Origin of the sequence: Micromonospora qiuiae, from assembly GCF_016863555.1 — a bacterium.
In the GTDB taxonomy this organism is placed as follows: domain Bacteria; phylum Actinomycetota; class Actinomycetes; order Mycobacteriales; family Micromonosporaceae; genus Micromonospora; species Micromonospora qiuiae.
Map to the genome: position 1 here is coordinate 16,211 of NZ_BOPC01000034.1, position 22,364 is coordinate 38,574.

The following is a 22,364-nucleotide window of genomic DNA, read 5'->3' on the forward strand; positions in this document are numbered from 1 at the left end:
GCCGCAGCCGGTGTGGGCAACCGTACAGACGCCAGCCCATGACGCACGAGGGGGCGCGAGATGACGGCATCGGGACGACAGGACGGATTTCCCGCCGGCGGCACCGAGGTGAGCCCCGAGCAGCGGATCCCCGAATGGAGCGGAGACCGGGTGGCGACCCCGGCGCTCGACGAAGACCTGCCCGGCATCGACCCGGTCGAGCTGGCCGACGAGGATCTCATCCGCGAGATGCAGAGCCTGCACCGCACCCGGCTCGACACGCTGCGGCACGCCACCGACTCGGCGCTGGCCAACCACCTACGCCGTACCGCCGATCTGGAAACCGAGTACCTCGCTCGGCACCCCGGGCGGGAGGTCGACCCGAGCCGGCTGCGGGACGTGTGATGGCGTACGCGGAGCAGGGGATGTCGGCCCCGCCCGAGGTCGTGTTCAACACGGCGATCGACCCGGACCGGGTCGGCGCATGGCTGCCCGAGCCGCTGTTGTCCGCGATCGGCAACGGCGACACCGCGCGGTTGCGGGCCCGCTGGGACGCGCCGGACACGGACTGGTCGGCCGAGCTGAGGGTGGAGCCGGTCGACGCCGGCGGTGCCCGGCTCCGGCTCGATCTCGCCGGCGGCGGCCAGGAGGCCGGCCGGCTGGCCGAGGAGGCCCTCACCAACCTCGTCCGGGCGGTGGCCGACAACCTGCAGGCCGGCTGACCCGGCCGTGCCCGTCCCGCTGGCGGGGCGACCGATCACGCATGACCCGAAGGAGGCCGGGTGGGCGAACTCAAGCAGAAGGTGACACGGCTGCGCCAGGCGTACGCTCCGCACGAGCACCGCCCGCTCGGCGGCTACCTGGCGTCGATGGGCACCTACGCCGGGGTGACCGCTGCCATCGCCACGCTGGTCAAGGCGGCCGGCCGCACGGTGCCGGAGCGGCCCGCCACCTCCGACGTGGTGCTCCTCTCCATCGCCACCCACAAGCTCAGCCGGCTGCTGTCCAAGGACGCGGTGACCAGTCCGCTGCGCGCACCCTTCACCCGCTACGACCGACCGATCGGCAGTGGCGAGGTGATGGAGCAGGTCCGCGACTCGGGCAGTGCCACCCGACACGCCATCGGCGAGCTGCTCAGCTGCCCGTTCTGCCTGGCGGTCTGGGTGGCCACGGGATTCACCGGCGGCCTCGTGCTCGCGCCGCGACTGACGCGCCTGGTCGCCACCGCGCTGACCGCGGTCGCCGCGTCGGACTTCCTTCAGATGGCGTACGCGAAGGCCCAGCAGAGTGCGGAGGGCCGCAGGGACTGACCAGCCGACCCAGCCGGCTCGGGTTTTCCCGACCGGCGGCATCGGGTTTTCTGACCGGCGGCATCGCCGTGCCGCAGTTGGCGGAGAGCCAGGGTCAGCGTTGCATGCCGGACCAGCCGCGCGGCGACTCCGGCTCACGCTCGTCCTGATCCGCCCCGGTGATGATGTCCCGGTCGACGGCGGTGCGGTCGTGTTCGTTGGCGAAGTCCGGCTCGGGCAAGGTGTCCGTACCTTCCGGTGGCTGGCCGAGCGCCGGCCTCCGCTCGTGGTGGTGCTGTTCCTCGGGCTGCGACATGGTGCTCCTCTTCTGTGCTTTCCCGCCGGGCGCGTGAGATGCAGCGCTTCGGAGGTCAGCCTGCCGAGCCGCCCAGCAGGTCGGCCAGCTCGTCGACCGCGTACTCGCCCTGAGGCACCGCGTTCAGCCGGGAGAGCAGCTGTGCCGGCAGCTCCGCGGCGACCGCGCGACGGTAGATGTCGACCTGGCTGATCCGCTCCTGGCCGTGGTAGAGCTCATCGAGCAGTTCGTCGAGCGGCCGGGTGTCCACCTCCTCGGTCCCTACCTCGTCGGGCACGGCGGCGGCCGTGCCGGGCAGGTCGGTGACGGGTGGGTCGATCGCGGCGGTGTCGACCACGGGCACGTCGGCCAGGATGGCGTCCGGTAGCCGCACGTCACGCGTGGCCGCCGAGGGCGCCGTGTCTGCCGGGGGTGCCTTGGTCACGGGTAGGTCGTCACTCACCCCCGTCAGCTACCCGCACCCCCACCCAGCAAACCCCACCCACTCCGCCCCTTCCCACCCCGCCCCCTCCCACCCCTGATCCCGTCGATCATGAAGTTGTTGTGCTGGAAAGCGTGTTCCCATGGCAACAACTTCATGATCAACGCGACGCCTGTCTGACGTGGACACAGCCCGGATCGCCGAGGGCGGGAGGGGGAAGGTGTGGTCAGGCGAGGGTGGGGTCCAGGCGGGCCGCGTGGGCCCGGCGGGCGCGTACGGCGGTGGCGAGGTGAGTGAGGACCTCCTCGGTGGTGTCCCAGCCGATGCAGGCGTCGGTGATCGACTGGCCGTAGGTCAGATCCCGGGTGGGGTCGAGATCCTGCCGGCCGGGTACGAGGAAGCTCTCCAGCATGAGCCCGACGATGCCGAACTGCCCGGCGGCGATCTGCGCGGCCACGTCGGCGGCCACCGTGGGCTGGTTGCGGTGGTCCTTGCCGCTGTTGCCGTGGCTGACGTCCACCACCAGCCGCTCCGGCAGCCCGGCGGCGCGCAGCAGGTCGAGTGCGCCCGCCACCGACGCCGCGTCGTAGTTCGGCTGCCCGCCACCGCCGCGCAGCACCAGGTGGCCGTCCGCGTTGCCCCGGGTGTGCATGATCGCCGGGGTGCCGGAGACGTCGATGCCGGGGAAGACGTGCGGCACGCCGGCGGCCCGGATCGCGTCCACCGCCGTGGCGATGCTGCCGTCGGGGCGGTTCTTCATGCCGATCGGCATGGACAGGCCCGAGGCGAGCTGGCGGTGCACCTGGCTCTCCACGGTGCGGGCCCCGATCGCGCCCCACGCCACGGTGTCCGCGATGTACTGCGGGGTGATCGGGTCGAGGAACTCGCAGCCCACCGGCAGGCCGAGGCGCAGCACGTCGAGCAGCAGCGCCCGGGCCATCCGCAGGCCGTTGTTGACGTCACCGGAGCCGTCCAGCCCGGGGTCGTTGATCAGGCCCTTCCAACCCACCGTGGAGCGCGGCTTCTCGAAGTAGACCCGCATCACCACCAGCAGATCCTCGGAAACCCGCGCGGCCGCCTCGCGCAGTCGGTGGGCGTACTCAAGGGCGGCGGCCGGGTCGTGCACCGAGCAGGGGCCGACCACCACCAGCAACCGGTCGTCGTCCCGGTCCAGCACCCGACCGACGGCGCGCCGGCCGGCCAGCACGGCCGAGGTCAGGCTGTCGTCGAGGGGTAGTTCGTGATGCAGCAGGGCCGGGGTGGTCAGCGGTACGACACGGTCGATCCGCTGGTCGATGACCCGGTGATTGTCCGGGGTCGTCACGGTGGGCATCCTTTCGCCGACCGCACCCGGGGCCGGTGCCCGGGTCGAGCCGGCTGCTCGTACGCGAAAGGGCAGGAACGAAAGCTCCTGCCCGGCCGGCTCGAAAACGGTGACGTCAGATCATGGTGAGGTCACCGGCCTGCGAGCCGGCTGCCTAAACCATCGATACGACCTTGTCACGCCGGTAAGCGTACCCGACGGTGGCCGAGTCCTCACCCCCTCGTCGGCGCCGCCTCGTTCCGCGTTCATCCCGGTCGATGAGTCTGCCGGTAGTTCCCATCGAACGTCATCGACCGGAGGTCTCGATGGACCGTCGTACCCTGCTGCGTGCCGCCGTCGCCGGTGGCGCTGCCGCTTTCTCCGGCAGCCTGTGGGCCGGTGCGGCCGTGGCCGCCCCCGCGCAGCCTGGCCCCAGCCCGTACGGGCCGCTCGGCACCGCCGACGCCAACGGAATCCGACTGCCCGCCGGATTCACCAGCCGGATCATCGCCCGCTCCCGCCAGACGGTGGCCGGCACGTCGTACACCTGGCACGACGCGCCCGACGGCGGCGCCTGCTTCCCCGCCGGCACGGGCTGGATCTACGTCTCGAATTCCGAGATCACCCCGAATGGTGGTGCGTCGGCGGTCCGTTTCAACGCGGACGGCAGCATCGCCTCGGCGTACCGCATCCTCTCCGGCACCAACCAGAACTGTGCCGGCGGCGCCACCCCGTGGGCGACCTGGCTGTCCTGCGAGGAGGTCAGCCTCGGGTACGTGTACGAGACGTACCCGCAGGGCGGCACGACGGCGGTGCGCCGGGCGGCAATGGGGCGGTTCAAGCACGAAGCGGCGGCGTGCGACCCCGACCGCAAGGTGATCTACCTGACCGAGGACGAGACAAACGGCTGCTTCTACCGCTTCCGGCCGACGAACTGGGGCGACCTCTCCGCCGGCACGCTGGAGGTGCTGGTCGCGGGCACCGCCACCAGCGGTCCGGTGACCTGGGCGCCGGTGCCCGATCCTTCGGCGGCGAGCACGCTGACCCGCAGCCAGGTCTCCGGTGCCAAGCGCTTCAACGGCGGCGAGGGTTGCTGGTACGCCGACGGCACCTGCTGGTTCACCACGAAGGGCGACAACCGGGTCTGGGCGTACGACGCCGTCAACCAGCGCATTTCCCTGGCGTACGACGATTCGCTGGTCTCCGGTACCGCGCCGCTGACCGGGGTGGACAACATCACCGGTGCCCGCTCCGGCGACCTCTACGTCGCCGAGGACGGCGGTGACATGGAGATCTGCCTGATCACGCCCGACGAGGTGGTCGCACCATTCTTGAAGATCACCGGCCAGTCCTCCTCGGAGATCTGCGGGCCGGCCTTCTCGCCGGACGGCACCCGGTTCTACTTCTCCTCGCAGCGCGGCACGTCCGGATCGTCCTCCGGCGGGATCACCTACGAGGTCCGCGGCCCGTTCCGCTGAAGGTGAAAGGAAGGGCCCCTTTTTAACGCAGCGCGTTAAAAAGGGGCCCTTCCTCTACCGGAGGCGTTAAGAGGGGGCCCTTCCTTTCCCGTCCCTTGCGGCGTGCGGGTGGGTGGGGTGGGGTATGGGAGCGGTTATGACTGATGGACTGAGCGACCAGGAACGGATGGAGTCCCGCGCCCACCTGCTGCCCGAGGAGGCGGCTGCCGGCAGCGAAGACGCGCAGGCGCAGGCCGAGGCGATCCTCACCGAATCCGATGTCCGGGAGACCGACCGCAACGCCGCCCCGGACACCGTGCTGGAGCGGCGCACCTCGGATCAGACGGTGACCCCGGTCGAACCCCCCGACTGAGCGCTGGCTTTACGCGCCCGGCGGGATCCCCGGTACGAATACTCCCGCAGCCAGCGCAGCGGTCCCGCCAAGCACAGGTCCTCCGGCGCGTTGCCCACCGGGTCGTAGGCCAGCGCGGTGTCCTCCCGCGCGCCGAGCTGGTCGCCGAGCGTGACCTGCCCGAAGAGCTGCCACGGTCCGAGGGCGGAGGCGACCGCGAGCAGCAGCCGGGGCGCGTCCGCCCGGGCCGACGCGGTCAGTTCGGTCAGGTCGCACCCGAGGTCGGGCGATTCCGGGTCGGCCAGGGCGGCGAACCAGAGCCGTTGCCGGGCCGACCGGTACGACATGATCGAGCTGTACGTGCCGGCGAACCGGCGCCGTGGCAACGGCAGGTGTCGCAGCAGCGGCGCCGCAGCGCTGGAGCTGACCAGCAGGTCGAACGGGCGCCCCGACGGGCGGTGCAACCGGACGGCCAGGCCCAGCACGTCGGGCCAGCCGGCCGGGGTGGGCACTCCCTTGGAGAGCCGGACGGTCGCCGGATAGCGTCCCGGCTCGTCGAGCAGCCGGACACCGGTCGGGGCCGGCACACCCCAGACGAACACCTCGCCGGAGAAGGACCGGCCGGCCGGGTGCAGCAGGCGGCCCCGGCGCAGCCGCGCCAGCACTCTGGCCGCGCGTTCAACGAGGGCAGCGGCGCGCGATGGAGTGGATGTCCTCGACACCCTCCACGTCTACCCAGGCCGAACCGATCGATACCGCCCACCCCACCCCGGGTTGATCAGCCGATGTTGATCGCAACCGCCGTCGCTGACTTGATGATCAACAGGGGTGGGGGTGGGGCGGCGCGCGGGGAAGGGGTGGGAGATCGGATAGCGTCGGGGCCATGCCCGACAGCGGTTACCCCTGGCCCATCTCGATGACTCGACTGGACAACGGCCTGCGTGTGGTGGTCAGCGAGGATCGCACCGCCCCGGCGGTGGCGGTCAACCTCTGGTACGACGTCGGCTCGCGGCACGAGCCGGCCGGACAGACCGGCTTCGCGCACCTCTTCGAGCACCTGATGTTCGAGGGCTCGATGAATGTGGCGAAGACCGAGCACATGAAACTGGTGCAGGGGGCGGGTGGGTCGCTGAACGCGACCACCAACCCGGACCGCACCAACTACTTCGAGACGGTCCCCGCCGAGCACCTCGAGCTGGCGCTCTGGCTGGAGGCCGACCGAATGGGCGGGCTGGTGCCGGCGCTGACCCAGGAGACGCTGGACAACCAGCGGGACGTGGTCAAGAACGAGCGCCGCCAGCGTTACGAGAACGTGCCCTACGGCGACGCCTGGTTGCGGTTGCTGCCCCTGCTCTATCCGCCGGGCCACCCGTACCACCACGCCACCATCGGCTCCATGGCCGACCTGAACGCCGCCGACCTGGCCACCTTCCAGGCGTTCCACCAGACCTACTACGCGCCGAACAACGCGGTGCTCACCGTGGTCGGCGACACCAGCGTCGACGAGGTCGTCGCGCTGGCCGAGAAGTACTTCGGCGCCATCCCGGCCCGGGCGGAGATCCCGCCCGCGCCGGACGGCCGGGTGGTGCCGTCCACCGGTGTGCCGGCCACCGAGACGGTGGTCGCCGACGTGCCGGCGCCCCGGGTGTACGTCGCGCACCGGACCCACCCGTTCGGCAGCCCGGGTTACGACGTGGTGACCGTGCTCGCCGCCGTGCTCGGCAGCGGCCGGGGCAGCCGGCTCTACCAGCGGCTCGCCGATGGTGAGCGGATCGCCCAGCCGGATCTGGTCGGGGCGTACGGGGTGGACCTGGCGCACGCGCCGGCGCCGCTGATCGCCACCGTCACCGCCCGCCCCGGAGTGAGCGGCCAGCGGCTGGCCGCCGGGCTGGCCGAGGTGGTCGACGAGCTGGTCACGGTGCCGGTGACCGCCGCCGAGCTGGACCGCGCGAAGGCGCTGCTGACCACCGCCTGGTGGCGGCAGATGTCCACGGTGGACGGTCGAGCGGACGCGCTGGGCAGGTACGCCACCCAGTTCGGCGACCCGGCCACCGTCGCTGACCGCCTGCCGGCCTGGCTGGCGGTGACCGCCGACCAGATCGCCGAGGCGGCGGCCGAGGTGCTCGCCGCCGACGATCGGGTGACCCTGATCTACCACCCTGAGGAGAAGCCGTGACTCTGATCGCCGATCGTCCCGGTCCGGGTGCGGCCCGCCCGTACCGCTTCCCGCAGGTGGTCCGCCGGACCGTCGCGGGCGGCCAGGTCGTCGCCGCGCACCTGCCCGGGCAGAACCTCGCGGTGGCGTTGCTGCTGCTCGACGCGGGGGCCGGCCGGGAGCCGGTGGGCTCCGAAGGGCTCGGTGGGGTGCTGGCCAAGGCGTTGGAGGAGGGCACCGTCGAGCGCGACGCCACCGCGTACGCGCTCGCCATCGAGGCGCTCGGCACCGAACTGGTGACCGGGCTGGACTGGGACACCTTCCAGGCCAGCGTGCAGGTGCCGGTGGACCGGCTGGGGGCGGCCGTGGAACTGCTCGCCGAGGCGGTACGCACTCCGAAGCTGGACCCGGAGGACGTACGGCGGGTCCGTGACGACGAGGCGACCGCGCTGCGGATGGACTGGGCCAACCCCGGGCCCCGCGCCGACGCGGTGCTGCGCGCCGACCTGTTCGGCGTCGACAACCGGTGGGGCCGCCCGATGTACGGCACCCCGGACTCGGTGGCCGCCCTGGACGCGGAGGACGTCACCGTCTTCCACTCCGAGTGGTTCATCCGGCCCGGGGCCCTGGTGGTCGCCGGTGACCTGGACCGGATCGACCTGGACGCGTTGGCCGCGGCGGCGTTCGCCGGCACCGTCGGCGGGCCGGTGGACCGGGGTGCGCCGATCGAGGTGCCGCTGCACGCCAACCGCCGGATCATCCTGGTCGACCGGCCCGGCTCGGTGCAGTCCACGCTGCGCCTCGGCCACCCCGCACCACACCGCGCCCACCCGGACTACGTGCCGATCGCCCTGGCCGGCACGGTGCTCGGCGGTGCCTTCACCTCCCGGCTCAACCACCTCATCCGGGAGGTACGCGGCTACACGTACGGCATCCGAGGCGACTTCGCCTCGTCCCGCCGGTTCGGCCGGTTCGCGGTCAGCTCCGGTGTGCAGACCGCCGTCACCGCGCCCGCCCTGGTGGAGGCGGTCGGGGAGATCGCCCGTACCCAGGCCGGCGGGGTGACCGAGGACGAGTTGGCGGTGGCCCGGTCCTGGCGGGCGGGGCAGCTCTCGGTCGAGTTGCAGAGCCCACGGGCGATCGCCGGGGCGCTGACCACGCTGGTGGTGCACGACCTGCCCGACGACTACCACGCCCGGTTGCGAGAGTCCCTGCTCGCCGCCGACGTGGCGCAGGTCTCGGCGGCCGCCGCCGCGCACCTGCACCCGGAGTCGCTGACCCTGGTGGTGGAGGGGGACGCCGCGCTGATCCGGGACGATCTGGCCGCCACCGACCTCGGCGAACTGGTCGACCACACCCCCTGACCCCCGACTCGATGTCGATCAAGAAGTTTGCGTCGGACATCGGCGGGATCCAGACGCAAATTTCTTGATCAACTGCAGAAGGCGGGTGAGTGTGATGTTGGTCGCGGTGGTGATGGAGTGGGACTGAGAAGTTGCGGCGGGGGAGGGTGACGAGGCCGGTTCTTCCGTCGGATCCGACCGATCGCGGGCCGGCTGTCCGTCGGGCGGCGGCCCGAGCCGACCGGTTACGGGCCCGGGCGGTGGGAAACCGTTCCCGGTCCACCTGCCGGGCTGGGTAGCCTCGCGGGCATGAGGATCGGCATTGTGGGGGCCACCGGCCAGGTCGGTGGCGTCATTCGACAGGTGTTGGCGGATCGGGAGTTCCCGGCGGAGCAGCTGCGGCTGTTCGCCTCGGCCCGTTCGGTAGGGCGTACGCTGCCGTGGCGCGGCGAGGAAATCACCGTCGAGGACGCGGCCACCGCCGACTACTCGGGGTTGGACATCGTGCTCTTCTCCGCCGGCAAGAGCACCGCGAAGGAGCTGTCGGCGCGGGTGGCCGCCACCGGGGCGGTGGTCATCGACAACTCGTCGGCCTTCCGGATGGACCCGGACGTGCCGCTGGTCGTCGCCGAGGTCAACCCGCAGGCCGCCCTCCGCCGCCCGAAGGGCATCATCGCCAACCCGAACTGCACCACGATGGCCGCGATGCCGGTGCTGCGCCCGTTGCACGCCGAGGCGGGGCTGGTCAGCCTGGTCGTCTCGACGTACCAGGCGGTCTCCGGTGCCGGGCTGTCCGGCGTCGCCGAGCTGGACGAGCAGGTCCGCAAGGTCGCCGAGAGCGCCTCGGGGCTGGCCTTCGACGGCACCGCGGTGGAATTCCCCGCCCCCCGCTCGTTCGCCCGGCCGATCGCGTTCAACGTGCTCCCGCTCGCCGGCTCCATCGTCGATGACTCCTCGGCGGAGACCGACGAGGAGCAGAAGCTTCGCCACGAGAGCCGCAAGATCCTGGAGATTCCCGACCTGAAGGTCTCCGGCACCTGCGTCCGGGTCCCCGTCTTCACCGGGCACTCGCTCCAGATCAACGCCCGGTTCGCCCGCCCGATCAGCCCGCAGCGGGCCCACGAGCTGCTCGCCGACGCGCCCGGCGTGGCGCTGTCGGAGGTGCCGACACCGTTGCAGGCCGCCGGGCAGGACCCGACCTTCGTCGGCCGGATCCGCGCCGACGAAACCGTCGAGCACGGGCTCGCGCTGTTCTGCTCGAACGACAACCTGCGCAAGGGCGCCGCGCTCAACGCCGTGCAACTGGCCGAGTTGGTGGCCGCCGAGAGCTGACCTGGAGGAGAAGCCGTGACCGACGACCGTACCCGGCAGGCGCTGGGTGATCTCATCGCGAACGGGTCGCTGGGCGTACTGGCGACCATCAAGCGCGACGGGCGACCGCAGTTGTCGAACGTGGTGTACGCGTTCGACCGGGCCCACGACCTGATCCGGGTGTCGGTGACCGACGGTCGGGCGAAGACCGCCAATCTGCGCCGCGATCCACGGGCCAGCTTCCACGTCAGCAGCGAGGACGGTTGGGCGTACGCGGTGGCCGAGGCGCGGGCCGAGCTGACCGCGGTCGCGGCGGAACCGGGCGACGCGACGGTCTCCGAACTCGTCGAGCTCTACCAGGCCGTACGGGGTGAGGAACATCCGGACTGGGACGACTACCGCCGGGCCATGGTCAGCGAGCGGCGGCTGGTGCTGCGGCTGCACGTCGAACGCCTCTACGGCCTCCCGCCGCGAGGCTGACGTTACTGGTCGTGGCCGTCGGGTAGACGCATGGCTGCCCTACACCCGAGAGGGAGGCACCATGACAACGGTCGGAGAGTTCATGACGACCCGGTTGGTGACCATGGACGGCAACGACACGCTGGTCGCGGCGGCCCAGGAGATGCGTGACTCCGCGATCGGCGACGTGGTGGTGACCGACGGCGACAAGGTGGTCGGCATCGTCACGGACCGGGACATCACGGTCCGGGGCGTGGCGGAGAACATGGATCCGGACACCACCCGGCTGAACCAGATCACCACCAAGGACGTGGTGACGGTCAGCCGGTACGACGACGCCGTCGCCGCCGCCGACCTGATGCGGACATACGCCGTACGGCGGCTGCCGGTGACCGAGGACGGACGGTTGATCGGCCTCGTGTCAATGGGCGACCTGGCGGTCGAGCGCGAGCCGCAGTCGGTGCTCGCCGACATCAGCGCCGACGAGCCCAACAACTGACCTGTGTCGCAGGCGAGCCGGCTTCCCGATCCCGGGAAGCCGGCTCTCGTCGCTTCCGCCCGGCGGCAGGGACTCACCCGATCCGGGCGAGATTGACTCCGCGCCGGGCGGGCACCCGTCGTCGGACGCGAGGAACCGGTCGGCCGAGCAGACGCGGTCGCGGCTGGTGGCCGGAACCGACGGGGAGGACAGGAACCGATGGCGGACGCCACCACGCGGTTCTTCGAGGACCTCGACCACCGGGGGTACGAACCCCTGCTGGCGAAGACCTCGGGAGTTCTGCGCTTCGACCTGCACGACGGGCCGCAGACCACGCACTGGCTGCTGCGCATCGACCGGGGTGACATCCGGGTCAGCCAGGAGGAGGCGGAATCGGACGCCGTCCTCCACGCGAGCCAGGACCTGTTCGAGAAACTGGTCACCGGCCGGGAGCACGGGCTGGCGGCGCTGCTGCGGGGGGACCTGACGGTCACCGGGAACCCCCGCCTGGTGGTGCGGGTGGAACGCCTCTTTCCTTCGTCGCCGCATGCGAGGGGGCCGCTCTACTACCGCGAGGGGGCCCGCTGATGGCACCGAGACACAATGTCCGGATCCTGGACGGCAGCACCTTCGTCGTCTCGGAGACCACCGGGGACATCGAGGCGACGCCGAGCGAACCGACCGGCTTCTTCTCCCTCGACACCCGTTTCCTGTCGAAGTGGGTGCTCACGGTCAACGGTGAGCGGCTCACCGAACTCTCCTACGACGACCTCCAGTACTACGAGGCACGTTTCTTCCTGGTGCCCGGTCCGGCCACGCACTACATCGACGCAAAGCTGTCGATCATCCGCGAGCGGGTCATCGGCGGGAGTTTCCGGGAGTGCCTCACCATCCTCAACCACGACGAGAAGGCGGTCGACCTGGAGATCAGAATGGACGCCGCCGCCGACTTCGCCGACCTGTTCGAGGTCAAGGACGAGATCCTGAACAAGAAAGGCGAGTTCTACACCGAGGTGGAGCCGGATCGGCTGCGCCTGGGCTACCGGCGCGGCAACTTCAGGCGGGAGACGATCATCTCCTCCTTGGAGCCGGCCCGCTACGACCGCAACGGCTTCGCCCACACCATCCACCTGGAACCGAACGAACAGTGGCAGAACGCCATCGACGTGCGGACCGCGGCGCTCGGCCCCGGCGGACGGGAGTTGCGCATGGGGCTCCGGGTGCAGCGCAGGGAGCGGCCGGCCCTGCAGGCGGATCTGGCAGAGTGGCTCGCCAACGCGCCGACGGTGAACAGCGAGCACGATCACATCTCCGCGACGTACCGGCGGAGCCTGATCGACCTGGCCGCACTGCGCTTCTCGCCGCTGTCACTCGGCGGCCAGACGCTCCCGGCCGCCGGTCTGCCCTGGTTCATGACCATGTTCGGTCGGGACAGCATCCTGACCTGTCTGCAGACGCTGCCGTTCACGCCGGATCTGAGCATGACCACGCTGCGGATCCTGGCCGCGTTGCAGGGCACCCGGTTCGACGACTTCCGGGAGGAGGATCCGGGCCGGATCCTGCACGAGATGCGCTACGGCGAGACCGTCGCGTTCGAGGAACAGCCGCACTCGCCGTACTACGGTTCGGTGGACGCCACGCCGCTGTTCGTGGTGCTGCTCGACGAGTACCAGCGGTGGAGCGGGGACGTGGCGCTGGTCAAGGAGTTGGAGCAGGAGTGCCGCCGGGCGTTGCGGTGGATCGACGAGTACGCCGATCTGGTCGGCACCGGCTACATCTGGTACCAGCGGCGCAACACCGAGACCGGGCTGGACAACCAGTGCTGGAAGGACTCCTGGGACTCGATCTCGTACGCCGACGGCACGCTGCCGCCGTTCCCCCGGGCCACCTGCGAGGTGCAGGGGTACGCGTACGACGCGAAGGTGCGCGCGGCGCGAATGGCCCGCGAGTTCTGGGACGACCCGGCGTACGCCGATGAGTTGGAGCGGGAGGCCGCGGCGCTGAAGGAACGGTTCAACCGGGACTGGTGGGTTGCCGACGGCGGCTACTACGCGCTCGCGCTCGACCCGGACGGACGGCAGTGCGACATCCTCAGCTCCAACATCGGCCACCTGCTGTGGAGCGGAATCGTCGACTCCGACCGGGCCGAGCAGGTCGCGCAGCATCTGGTCGGTGAGCGGCTCTTCTCCGGCTGGGGGGTGCGGACGCTGGCCGAGGGGGAGGTCCGCTACAACCCCATCGGGTACCACAACGGCGCGGTCTGGCCCTTCGACACCTCCTTCTGCGCCTGGGGGCTGCGCCGGTACGGCTTCGCCGAGGAGGCGGCCATCATCGCCAACGGGATCCTCGACGCCGCCCGCTACTTCGACGGCCGGCTGCCGGAGGCTTTCGGTGGCTACCCACGTGAGCTGACGAAGTTCCCGGTGGAGTACCCGACGGCATGCAGTCCGCAGGCGTGGTCGACCGGCGCGCCGCTGCTGTTGCTGCGTACGATGCTCGGCTTGGAGCCGCACGAGGGGCACCTGGCGGTCGAGCCCCGGCTGCCGGTGGGCATGGGCCGGATCGAGGTGCTGGACATCCCAGGCCACTGGGGCCGGATGGACGCCTTCGCCCGGGGCCGCCTGGACCTGCACAAACTCGCCTAGTGATCGTGCTCCCCCCGGCGTCACGTTCCCTACCGGGGCGTAACCTACCCGGGATAAGGTCCCGGCATGCCGGAACTCGTGTATCCGCCCGTGATCGCCGCCGCCAAGATGATGTTCCGGGTTCTCGACCTGAAGCTCACCGTTGAGGGTGCCCATCACGTGCCGCGCGCCGGCGGGGCGGTGCTGGCCAGCAACCACGTGAGCTACCTGGATTTCATCTTCTGCGGCCTGGGCGCGCTGGAGTCGGGGCGGCGGGTCCGGTTCATGGCGAAGGACTCGGTGTTCCGGCACCGGGTGTCCGGGCCGCTGATGCGCGGGATGCGGCACATTCCGGTGGACCGGCGCGCGGGCGCCGAGTCGTACGGCGCCGCGGTGGCCGCGCTGCGGGCCGGCGAGGTGGTCGGGGTCTTCCCGGAGGCGACGATCAGTCGTTCCTTCACGGTCAAGGAACTCAAGAGCGGGGCCAGCCGGATGGCCCGCGAGGCCGCCGTTCCGGTGCTGCCGGTGGCGCTCTGGGGAACGCAGCGGCTGTGGACCAAGGGGCGTCCGCGTACGCTCACCCGCCGGCACACGCCGATCACCGTGCTGGTCGGTGAGCCGATGGATCCCGCCGCCTACCCGGACGCCGCCGCGATGAGCGTGGAGTTGGGCAAGCGGCTGCACGCGTTGGTCGACCAGGCCCAGCGGGAGTATCCGGACCGGCCGACCGGGCCGACGGACCGCTGGTGGCTCCCGGCGCACCTCGGCGGCACCGCGCCCACCCCCGAGCAAGCCGCCGCCCTAGACACCCCCTAAAACCACCCCCCTGCCCCTCACCCCCTCACCCTTCACCCCGCACCGTCCTCCACCCCGTCGATCTTGGACTTTGTGTCGCCGCATAAGGGACATAAGGCCCGAAACGGCGACCGAAACTCCATGATCGGCGGGGCGGATGGGGTGGGGTGGGGTGGGTTATTGCTGGCCTGATGCGGCGTCGTAGGACAGGTGGTCGGCGTGCCGTGGGCGGTAGTAGTCGTCCCGGGAGTGGAACTCGACCGGCAGCGAGCCGGGCAGCACCACCCGCGCCTGGCCGGGGTGCGGCGCGACGAGGGTGAGCCGCGACAGCGCGTCGCGCTCCGGTGGAGACAGGTCCACCAGCTCGGGCCGGGTCAACCGGAACGAGGCCACTGCCCGGCGCACCTGCTGGGTCAGCTCGTTGACCTGCGCGCTCGGACCGATCAGCGCGAGCGCGGGCTGCTGGATGGTGCGCAGCGCGTCGCAGACCACCAGCAATCGGGCGTCACCGTCCTCGGTGGCCGGCACCGACTCCAGCCGGGACGGCCACTGCCAGCGGAGCTGTCCGCTCACCAGGGCCGGCCTCCGCAGTCCGCGGCGTCGGGCGCCGACGAGCGCCAGCTGCGAGCCGGTGCCGACGTACGCCATCCTGCGATCGGTGACGGTGAGGGCGACCGGGGCGGGCAGCGTCCAGCGCAGCCAGGCCTGGCTCGGGCCGAGCAGGTGGCCCGCCACGTGCAGCCGGTGGCGCCCGAGCACCCGCTCACCGCCCTCCGGCACCAGTTCGTGCCGCCGGTCCAGCAGCGGGCCGGTGCCGTCGTCGGCCGCATCGAAGCGATGCGGCGCGATGAAGAAGGGGGACGCGTCATCGTGCATCGTCACGGACCTCCGGGGCGGACGGCATCTACGGACGAGCTTTGCCCAGGCCGACATCCGTGTCATGACGCCCGTTAGGGGGTCGGCCAATCGGTCGCCGCGTGTGACCGGTAGATGCCGATCTCCTCCGGTCGGATGAGCCCGTCCTCGATCGCACGCGCCAGCAGCGCCGCCTTCGTCGCCGCCGGCCTGCCCACCCGGCTGTATTTGATCCTCGCCCGGTCCACGTACTGCTTGACGGTGTGCTCGCTGATCCGCATCCGCCGGGCCACCGACGCCTTCGACATGGACTGAAACCACAGCAGCAGGGCTTCGCGTTCCTTGTCGGACAGCACCGGCCGGTCCGGCCGCGAATCACCGACCATCGCTCCGGCCAGCGCGGGTGCCACGTAGGGGCGGTCAGCCGCCGCGTCCAGGACGGTCGCCACACAGTGTTCCCGTCCCTCGTGCTTGGCGAGGAAAGCCACTGCGCCGGCATCCAGGGCGGCCAGCATCGTCTGCGGGTCGGAGTGTTCGGAGTAGACCACCACCCGCCGGCCGGCGGCGCTCAGCTCGGCCAGCTTGTCCAGCACGGTCCGGCCGTGCAGCCGCAGGTCGAGCAGGATGACGTCGGCGGCCGGGTCGGCCCGTAGCACCTCGTCGGGGTCGTCCCCCGTGGCCAGTACGGTCAGCCGCGGCTCGGTGGCCAGCCAGGCGCGTACCCCGTCGATGACCACCGGGTGATCGTCCACGATCGCCACGCCGACGGGCCGCTCCGGCTTCACCTGTGCCAGCGAGTCTGCGTCCATCTGATCTTCCCGTCCCGTTCATAGCGGTGCTCGACCCGTCCATCACCATCCCCCGCCGGGGGCGCGTTGGCCTCGGGACCCGCTGCGTCGGGGGTGACCAGCGCGACCACCACCTCGTCCGAGCTGGAGACGACGGTCAGCCGGGCCCAGTCCCGCGCGTCGGCGAGAACGGCGATGAGCGGGTCGGTCAGACTCCGGCGGACCTGCACCGGCAGCGGCGGGGGAGTGCCGATCGTGACCAGCTCGATCGGGAGGCCGTTGCGTTCGGCCAGGTCTGCCGCGGCTCGCAGCTCGTGCAGCAGTGGATGGGGCACGTCGTCGGATTCGGCGATCAGCCGGCGTAGCCGGGCGGCGGCGTGGGTGCAGCGCCGCTGTACCTGCGGGTCGGCCGGATCGGCCCGGCCCTGCGCCAACTCGGTCAGGACCTCCCCGGCGGCGGCGCTGACCAGTGCCAGCCGTTCGCGCCGGTCCCGCCTCGCCTGCTCGGCGGCCTCGCGTTCGGCCACCATCGCGTTGGTGGTGGCGGCGGTGGCGGCGCGGTCCCGGGAGAGCGCGGTGAGCGTGGCGCCCCCGGCGAAGACGGCCGCCGGCAACGAGGACGTTGCGTAGAGGGCCATGATGGCGCGGGCCAGATCCGGGGCCTCGGTGGCGCCGTACAGCACGACGGCGGCCACCCCGGTGCACGCGTGGGCGGCCAGCAGGGCGAACAGCCAGTGCACCGGCCGTCGCCAGAGCACCACCACGAAGAACCAGGCGAGCCCGCCCCAGACCCAGTTGGCCGGGCCGAACAGCTGCGACCGGCCCGCCGCGGCGAAGACCGCCACGTCCACGGCGAGCAGCAGCGCGGCCAACGGGAGTGCGGGCAGCGCAGCGTCGCGCAGCAGCCAAGCTCCGGCGAGCCCGCCGAGCGCCGCCACCAGCAGCCAGGCACCGACCACCACCTGCGGCGCCGCCAGCTGCGACCGGGCCGCCAGCACCGCGGGCAGCCCGATCGCCAGGTGCCAGACCAGCGCGATGGTCACCACCGCGATCCGGGCACCCCGATCGGAGATGCGCACCACCGCGGCCGCCGCCCGTCCGGCCCGGGTCGCCATGACCAGTTCGGGGGTACGCGGCACCGGAACGTGCTGCGTCTGGGTGCCGGCGGTGCCCGGTTCAGTCGACATCGGACCACTCCAGCCGGATCCGGGTACCGTGACCGGGCGCGGAGTGGATGTCGGCCCGCCCGTCGACCGTCGCCATCCGGCCGCGTACCGCCTCCCGTAGGCCGTACCGATGTGCGGGAACCGCGGCCGGATCGAAGCCGGGGCCGTCGTCGATCACCTCGACCGAGACGGTGCCGGCGAGGCGTCGCAGCCGCAGCAGGGTCGAGGCGCCGGGTGCGTGACGGGCCACGTTGGCGAGCGCGGCGTGCGCGCTCTCCGCGATCGCCTCGGCGACCGGCGGCGGCACCGTGCACGGCGGAAGATCGGCGTTGACGGGCAGGTGGGGCAGGCGCTTCAGCACCGCCCGCAGCCGTTCGTCCACCCGGGCCGTACCCGGCATCGACCGCGCCTCGGCCAGCGCGGCGAGGGTACGCAGGTCGGCCGCGCACCGCTCGCGCAGTGCCACGGTGGGGCCGGCCACCGCACCCTGCCCGACCATGGTGAGCGTGGCCAGGACGGTGTCGTGCAGGTCGCGGTTCTGCTGCCGCTCCGCCTCCCGGGCGGTGCGCGCGATCAGCGCCTCCCGGGTGGCTCGCTGGTTGGTCAGGAAGGCGGCGTCGGCCCGGGCGATGCGCCGCCGCATCACCGTGGTCAACATCGCCGCGCAGCCGGTCTGCGTCAGCAGGGTCGCCGCGTGGGCGGTGGCCTCGGCGCTGGCGCCGGCCGTGTGAGCGCCGATCACGTACGCGACGGTGACCAGCAGCCCTGCCGGGATCGACCAGCGCACCGGTGCAGCCGCCTGCGCGTTGATCACGGTGGTGCTGGCCAGCACCGCGATCCAACTGGCCTCGCCGGGCAGCACCTCCGGTGCGACCAGGACCGGGATCGCCAGGCAGGCGACGCTGGTCAGCATCACGTCCCCGGCGACCAGCGCCGGGCCGATGCCCTGCCGCCAGGCGCGCAGTGCGTACCAGATCGACCATGCCGCCAGCGCCGCCGTCGCCGGCAGCAGCAATTCGGTCCGCACCGGCGGGGTGCGCACGGCGAGCGCCACCGCCGCACCGACCAGGCCGCAGGAGAGCCGCAACAGCGCCGGCAGCCGGGTGAACGCGAACGCGAACGCGCTGGCGGCCGGACGCTCCACCATGTGGGGTGCTGACCGGGCCGGCAGCGCCGGTCCGAGCGGCGGCGCGCTCAGGTGGGGCAAGGCCGGCATCGGGGTAGGCGTCCTTTGCGACAATCGACCCGATCCGGGTCCGCGCTGCGGAGATCGACGCCGGAGAATAACACGGGCAGGGGCGTCGGCAACGCTGGGTGATGGTCGTGTCGGCGATGCGTTTCCCCGCCCGGACCGGTCAGCCGGCCTTTTCCTTGCGCAGCCCGACGCAGTCCTGCGCCCAGAAGGTGGCCGAGTACACGAGTGTGCCGGTCATCCACGGCTCGTACCCGGACAACGTGGCCACCTGGAACGCGGGCGGCGGGATGCGCAGCGACGGCCGGCGGAAGCCGAGATCGCCGGCCGGGGAGAAGCCGAGACGGAGGTAGTACCCGGGGTCGCCCTCCAGGAAGACCGCCGGCATGCCCCGTTCGTCGAGCAGCCGTAGACCATGTCGTACCAGGGCGCCGCCGACACCTCGCCGCTGCCGGTCGGGGCGGACCGCGAGCGGGCTGAGCACCTGCACCGGTACGAGCCGACGCGGTGCATCGAGCAGGCTGCGACTGAACATCACGTGCCCGACGACCTCGCCGCCCGCCTCCGCGACCAGGCCGAGAGCGTCCGGGTCGTCCGCACGCAGCGCATCCACCAGGCTGGCCACCACACTCCCGTGGTCGCCGAAGGCTCGCCGATGAAGCTCGTCGATGGTGTCGTGGTCGGCCGTCCGCTCGTTGCGTAGGTGCATGGCGGTGACCGTACGGCGGGGGTTCGGCCCGCTCCAGCGGTATCTGTCGCCGGCTCGCCGGACGTTCGGAGCATCCCGGCGGTATGGTATCCATCAACATCTATGCATGAGAGGGTGGCATGAAGATCCGACTCGCGCTCGGTGCCGCACTCGCCGCCGGGCTGGTCGCCGGCGTCGGCGGTCTCGCCAGCGCCACACCGACCACCGATGCGCCGCCCGCCACCGTCGGCGACCCGATGCCGGCTGTCGCGGCCGGTAAGCCGATGCCGGGTGTCGCGGCCGACCAGCCGCCCGGGGCGCTCGCCGTTGGCGACTTCGACTTCACCCGGCCGGAGACGGTCGCCACCGGGCTCCAGGTGCCGTGGGGAATGGACTTCCTGCCCGACGGCAGCGCCCTGGTCGCCCAACGCCCCGGCCAGGTGGTACGGGTACGCCCAGGGCAGCCACCCGAGCCGGTGGCGATGATCTCCGGCGTGACCGCCACCGGCGAGGGCGGCCTGCTCGGCCTCGCCGTCTCACCGAGCTACGCGCAGGACGGCTGGATCTACGTCTACTTCACCACCGCGACCGACAACCGGATCGCCCGCTTCCGGCTCACCGCGCCGCAGAACCAGGAGCCCATCCTCACCGGCCTGGCCCGGGCGTCGATCCACGACGGTGGCCGGATCGCCTTCGGGCCGGACGGGTTGCTTTACGTCGGCGTCGGTGACGCCGGGCAGACGGCCAGCGCGCAGGACCCGCAGAGCCGCAACGGCAAAATCCTGCGAATCCGGCCGGACGGCTCGATCCCGCCCGGCAACCCGATGGCCGGCTCGCCGGTCTACAGTTTGGGGCACCGCAACGTGCAGGGCCTGGCCTGGGACGCCCAGGGCCGGCTGTACGCCACCGAGTTCGGCCAGAACACCTGGGACGAGATCAACCTGATCGTCGCGGGCGGAAACTACGGCTGGCCCACGGTCGAGGGACGGGCGGGCGACCCACGGTTCCGTGACCCGCTGCTCACCTGGACCCCGGCCGAGGCGTCGCCCAGCGGTGCCGCCATCGCCGGCAACCGGCTCTTCGTGGCCGCCCTACGGGGCACCCGACTGTGGAACGTACCGCTGAACGGTTCCGGTGGCGTCGGCACGCCCACCGCCGAACTGCTCGGCACGTACGGTCGCCTGCGCACGGTGGAGCACGGCCCGGACGGCTGGCTCTGGGTGACCACGAGCAACCGCGACGGCCGGGGCACCCCGGCGGCGAACGACGACCGCATCCTGCGCTTCCCGCCCCGCGACGGCACCACGCAGCCCCCGACGCCGACGCCCACGCGGACGCCCACCATGCTGCCCTCGACCACTCAGCCGCCGACGTTCGGACCGGACGCCTGCGCGGTCACCTGGACGGTCAACCAGTGGAACAACGGCTTCACCGCCGAAGTCCGCGTCACCAACCGCGGGCCCGCCCTGACCAGTTGGACACTGACCTGGTCGTTCAGCGGCAACCAGCAGGTCACCGGCGGGTGGAACGCCCAGATCACCCAGTCCGGGCAGAACGTGACTGCCCGCAACGCGGCGTGGAACGGCAACGTGCCGACCCTCGGCACGGCCAGCTTCGGCCTCCAGGCCACGTACTCCGGCACCAACAACCGGCCGGCCAATTTCCGCCTCAACAACAACCCCTGCCAAACCGCCTGACCGGCCCGGGCGCCGCCGCGGCCATGTCCTTCCGGCCCGCGCTGCCGCCTCGGCAGCGCCAGGTTTCGTGGTCAGAACCCAGTCAGAGGCCCACTGGCGTCATAGGGATCATCCGGGTCATCGGGGTCATCGTTGACGTCCTGCCGGCCGCGCTCCTCCGAGGCGCGCGGCCGGTCAACGTCGATGTCGTGCCGGCGCTCCTCTGAGGTGCGTGGCGGCTTCGGGATGTGAATCCAGCCCTTCCGCTGCTCGCGACGAGCAGACACGGCCGCGAACGCGACCAAGGCCGCAAAGAAGCCGATGAAGATCAAGACGTACGTGATTGGCGAGATGTGCATGGCCACCCCTGACGCCGAACGTACCTCTACGCTAACGGTGCGCATCAATGGCTGGTAGTCGGCCGAATCGTTGATAAGGCGGTCGGCGCAAGCAGGGCTGCGGGGCAGCGGGCCAGGTCCGGAGCGTGAACCGGCGACCTCCACTACCGAATGGCACAGGATTCAAGACCCACCCTCCCCTCACCCCCTCCAGTGCTTCCTTTGCTCTGCTTCAATCCATGCAATGGGTTCGGCGGCAAACCGTTGCGTAGGTTGAAGCAGAGCAAAGCGGCCACAACAAACACAGGTGAGGACCGGGCCGGCAGCGCTGCCGCTCACCCCCAGCGCCGATTACGGTTCATGGGGCGACTGGACAAGGACCGGGTGCCCTGGTCAGTGACACCGGCAGGTCTCTGCTGCTACGCCCCGGCGGTACCGGCTGGATCGATGTCAAGCTGCGCCTCGAATGCACGACCGCGTTCGGGAGTGAGCCGTTGCCGATACGACTTTCGGTCGAGACCGCCGATCGACAGATCAGAGAGGTCAGCTACCCCATCGCCCTGACGGGGAGCATCTGGCACGTTAGTACTGAGCAGCCGTGCGCGCGCTACCGTGAGATGGAGAAGCGTGGCGGCTAGCGCTGTTTCCTTGGCTGTATCGATGGCTGTACGACCGTCCGGCGCTGACCGTCTGATCCGTAGATTCTGAACACCCGATCGCCGCTTGGCCAAGAGCGCGGACGCCTGTGGTTCTTGGCTCGTGAGCTTGCCACCGGCGTCCGTGGCGATCCTTTCCAGCCGGGGCAACCTCGCCGGTCAGCCGTACCGTTCACCAGATATGAGACCGACAAGAGGTGCGGCGCGGTGAACCGCGCCGACGAGGACGAGTACCGGCAGTTCGTGGCGGCCCGCCTGGAACCGTTACGAGTGGCGGCGTACCTGCTCTGCCATAACTGGCACACCGCCGACGACCTCGTGTCAATCACGATCGGGAAACTCTACCGGCACTGGCGCCGAATCAGCGTGATCGAAAACCCGGATGCCTACATCCGGGGGATGCTCACCAATGCCTGGCTGGACGAGCGACGCCGGCCGTGGCGGCGCGAACGGAGCACCGACGAGGTGCCTGACCGAGCGGACGCGGCGCACTCCGAGGATCTGCTGGCCGACCGGGAACACCTCCTCGACCTGCTGTCCCAACTGCCGCCCCGCAGGCGGGCGGTGGTCGTCCTGCGGTTCTGGTGCGACCTATCGGTCGAGGAGACGGCGCGGGTCCTGGGCATCAGCACCGGCACGGTGAAGAGCCAGGCAGCACGGGGTTGGAGAGCCTACGCCTGCTGGCAACGTTGGATCGCGCGGGGAGTCGCGCGGGGAACGGGG

24 protein-coding genes and 1 pseudogene are annotated in these 22,364 nt (G+C 71.3%); 15 read left to right on the top strand and 10 right to left on the bottom strand.

The window, feature by feature from the left end; all coding sequences use genetic code 11:
• Positions 1-60 precede the first annotated feature (60 nt).
• The 3 genes from Vqi01_RS13385 to Vqi01_RS13395 are packed head-to-tail and all read left to right on the top strand — an operon-like array spanning position 61 to position 1,289.
• Positions 61-384, top strand: coding sequence for a DUF6158 family protein (locus Vqi01_RS13385; protein WP_204035094.1), 324 nt, complete (start codon positions 61-63; stop codon positions 382-384).
• Entirely contained in the window at positions 384-701 is a 318-nt protein-coding gene (locus tag Vqi01_RS13390; protein WP_204035095.1) for a hypothetical protein, read from the top strand. The genes Vqi01_RS13385 and Vqi01_RS13390 overlap by 1 nt, the downstream gene beginning before the upstream one ends.
• A 60-nt stretch (positions 702-761) precedes the next feature.
• The gene (locus Vqi01_RS13395) at positions 762-1,289 is read left to right on the top strand and encodes a DUF1360 domain-containing protein (RefSeq protein ID WP_204035096.1); all 528 of its coding nucleotides are present in this window, start codon (positions 762-764) and stop codon (positions 1,287-1,289) included.
• A 94-nt stretch (positions 1,290-1,383) separates the two neighbouring features.
• Here Vqi01_RS13395 and Vqi01_RS13400 read toward each other — a convergent pair whose 3' ends face one another.
• The 3 genes from Vqi01_RS13400 to Vqi01_RS13410 form a co-directional block, all read right to left on the bottom strand.
• The gene (locus Vqi01_RS13400) at positions 1,384-1,584 is read right to left on the bottom strand and encodes a hypothetical protein (protein WP_204035097.1); all 201 of its coding nucleotides are present in this window, start codon (positions 1,582-1,584) and stop codon (positions 1,384-1,386) included.
• 55 nt (positions 1,585-1,639) lie between these two features.
• The gene (locus Vqi01_RS13405) at positions 1,640-1,903 is read right to left on the bottom strand and encodes a hypothetical protein (protein WP_372444354.1); all 264 of its coding nucleotides are present in this window, start codon (positions 1,901-1,903) and stop codon (positions 1,640-1,642) included.
• 328 nt (positions 1,904-2,231) lie between these two features.
• Positions 2,232-3,338, bottom strand: a complete 1,107-nt coding sequence (locus tag Vqi01_RS13410) for a 3-deoxy-7-phosphoheptulonate synthase (protein WP_204035098.1) — start codon at positions 3,336-3,338, stop codon at positions 2,232-2,234.
• A 296-nt stretch (positions 3,339-3,634) separates the two neighbouring features.
• On the opposite strand from Vqi01_RS13410, the gene Vqi01_RS13415 reads away from it, so the two are divergent.
• Together Vqi01_RS13415 and Vqi01_RS13420 are read left to right on the top strand one after the other, a co-directional pair.
• Entirely contained in the window at positions 3,635-4,786 is a 1,152-nt protein-coding gene (locus Vqi01_RS13415; RefSeq protein ID WP_204035099.1) for an alkaline phosphatase PhoX, read from the top strand.
• A gap of 136 nt (positions 4,787-4,922) precedes the next feature.
• Positions 4,923-5,138 (top strand): hypothetical protein, encoded by a 216-nt coding sequence (locus Vqi01_RS13420; RefSeq protein WP_204035100.1) that lies wholly within the window; start codon positions 4,923-4,925, stop codon positions 5,136-5,138.
• On the opposite strand, the gene Vqi01_RS13425 is transcribed toward Vqi01_RS13420, so the two are convergent.
• A complete protein-coding gene (locus Vqi01_RS13425; RefSeq protein WP_204035101.1) occupies positions 5,105-5,839 on the bottom strand; it encodes a phosphodiesterase in 735 nt (244 codons plus the stop codon). The two genes, Vqi01_RS13420 and Vqi01_RS13425, sit on opposite strands and share 34 nt — an antisense overlap.
• A gap of 161 nt (positions 5,840-6,000) precedes the next feature.
• Here Vqi01_RS13425 and Vqi01_RS13430 point away from each other — a divergent pair, with 161 nt between their 5' ends.
• From Vqi01_RS13430 to Vqi01_RS13465, 8 genes are all read left to right on the top strand, one after another.
• Positions 6,001-7,293: a M16 family metallopeptidase gene (locus Vqi01_RS13430; RefSeq protein ID WP_204035102.1), complete on the top strand. Its 1,293-nt coding sequence runs from the start codon at positions 6,001-6,003 to the stop codon at positions 7,291-7,293.
• Positions 7,290-8,636, top strand: coding sequence for a M16 family metallopeptidase (locus tag Vqi01_RS13435; RefSeq protein WP_204035103.1), 1,347 nt, complete (start codon positions 7,290-7,292; stop codon positions 8,634-8,636). The genes Vqi01_RS13430 and Vqi01_RS13435 overlap by 4 nt, the downstream gene beginning before the upstream one ends.
• Before the next feature lie 288 nt (positions 8,637-8,924).
• A complete protein-coding gene (locus tag Vqi01_RS13440) occupies positions 8,925-9,947 on the top strand; it encodes an aspartate-semialdehyde dehydrogenase (RefSeq protein WP_204035104.1) in 1,023 nt (340 codons plus the stop codon).
• Between the two features lie 15 nt (positions 9,948-9,962).
• Positions 9,963-10,406 (top strand): PPOX class F420-dependent oxidoreductase, encoded by a 444-nt coding sequence (locus tag Vqi01_RS13445; RefSeq protein ID WP_204035105.1) that lies wholly within the window; start codon positions 9,963-9,965, stop codon positions 10,404-10,406.
• 61 nt (positions 10,407-10,467) lie between these two features.
• Positions 10,468-10,884, top strand: a complete 417-nt coding sequence (locus Vqi01_RS13450) for a CBS domain-containing protein (RefSeq protein WP_204035106.1) — start codon at positions 10,468-10,470, stop codon at positions 10,882-10,884.
• A gap of 198 nt (positions 10,885-11,082) precedes the next feature.
• A complete protein-coding gene (locus tag Vqi01_RS13455; RefSeq protein ID WP_204035107.1) occupies positions 11,083-11,451 on the top strand; it encodes an SCP2 sterol-binding domain-containing protein in 369 nt (122 codons plus the stop codon).
• On the top strand, positions 11,451-13,508 hold the full coding sequence (locus tag Vqi01_RS13460) for an amylo-alpha-1,6-glucosidase (protein WP_204035108.1): 2,058 nt from the start codon (positions 11,451-11,453) through the stop codon (positions 13,506-13,508). Before Vqi01_RS13455 ends, Vqi01_RS13460 begins: the two co-directional genes overlap by 1 nt.
• Before the next feature lie 66 nt (positions 13,509-13,574).
• The gene (locus Vqi01_RS13465; protein WP_204035109.1) at positions 13,575-14,303 is read left to right on the top strand and encodes a lysophospholipid acyltransferase family protein; all 729 of its coding nucleotides are present in this window, start codon (positions 13,575-13,577) and stop codon (positions 14,301-14,303) included.
• 156 nt (positions 14,304-14,459) lie between these two features.
• Here Vqi01_RS13465 and Vqi01_RS13470 read toward each other — a convergent pair whose 3' ends face one another.
• The 5 genes from Vqi01_RS13470 to Vqi01_RS13490 all read right to left on the bottom strand — a co-directional run bounded on the left by Vqi01_RS13470 (position 14,460) and on the right by Vqi01_RS13490 (position 18,992).
• Complete coding sequence (locus tag Vqi01_RS13470; protein ID WP_204035171.1) at positions 14,460-15,158, bottom strand: hypothetical protein; 699 nt, start codon at positions 15,156-15,158, stop codon at positions 14,460-14,462.
• Positions 15,159-15,232: 74 nt separating this feature from the next.
• Positions 15,233-15,946: a response regulator transcription factor gene (locus tag Vqi01_RS13475; protein WP_204035110.1), complete on the bottom strand. Its 714-nt coding sequence runs from the start codon at positions 15,944-15,946 to the stop codon at positions 15,233-15,235.
• Positions 15,919-17,040: a hypothetical protein gene (locus Vqi01_RS13480; RefSeq protein WP_239098382.1), complete on the bottom strand. Its 1,122-nt coding sequence runs from the start codon at positions 17,038-17,040 to the stop codon at positions 15,919-15,921. Before Vqi01_RS13480 ends, Vqi01_RS13475 begins: the two co-directional genes overlap by 28 nt.
• 61 nt (positions 17,041-17,101) lie before the next feature.
• Positions 17,102-18,298 carry a sensor histidine kinase gene (locus tag Vqi01_RS13485; RefSeq protein ID WP_372444355.1) on the bottom strand — a complete coding sequence of 399 codons (1,197 nt, stop codon included), beginning with the start codon at positions 18,296-18,298 and terminating at the stop codon, positions 17,102-17,104.
• 148 nt (positions 18,299-18,446) lie between these two features.
• Positions 18,447-18,992, bottom strand: a complete 546-nt coding sequence (locus tag Vqi01_RS13490; RefSeq protein ID WP_204035113.1) for a GNAT family N-acetyltransferase — start codon at positions 18,990-18,992, stop codon at positions 18,447-18,449.
• 119 nt (positions 18,993-19,111) lie between these two features.
• Here Vqi01_RS13490 and Vqi01_RS31290 point away from each other — a divergent pair, with 119 nt between their 5' ends.
• The gene (locus Vqi01_RS31290) at positions 19,112-20,668 is read left to right on the top strand and encodes a PQQ-dependent sugar dehydrogenase (protein WP_204035114.1); all 1,557 of its coding nucleotides are present in this window, start codon (positions 19,112-19,114) and stop codon (positions 20,666-20,668) included.
• Between the two features lie 71 nt (positions 20,669-20,739).
• On the opposite strand, the gene Vqi01_RS13500 is transcribed toward Vqi01_RS31290, so the two are convergent.
• A complete protein-coding gene (locus tag Vqi01_RS13500; protein ID WP_204035115.1) occupies positions 20,740-21,012 on the bottom strand; it encodes a hypothetical protein in 273 nt (90 codons plus the stop codon).
• Positions 21,013-21,911: 899 nt separating this feature from the next.
• On the opposite strand from Vqi01_RS13500, the pseudogene Vqi01_RS30725 reads away from it, so the two are divergent.
• Positions 21,912-22,250, top strand: a pseudogene (locus Vqi01_RS30725) (sigma factor); the annotation flags it as partial.
• Positions 22,251-22,364: the final 114 nt, after the last annotated feature.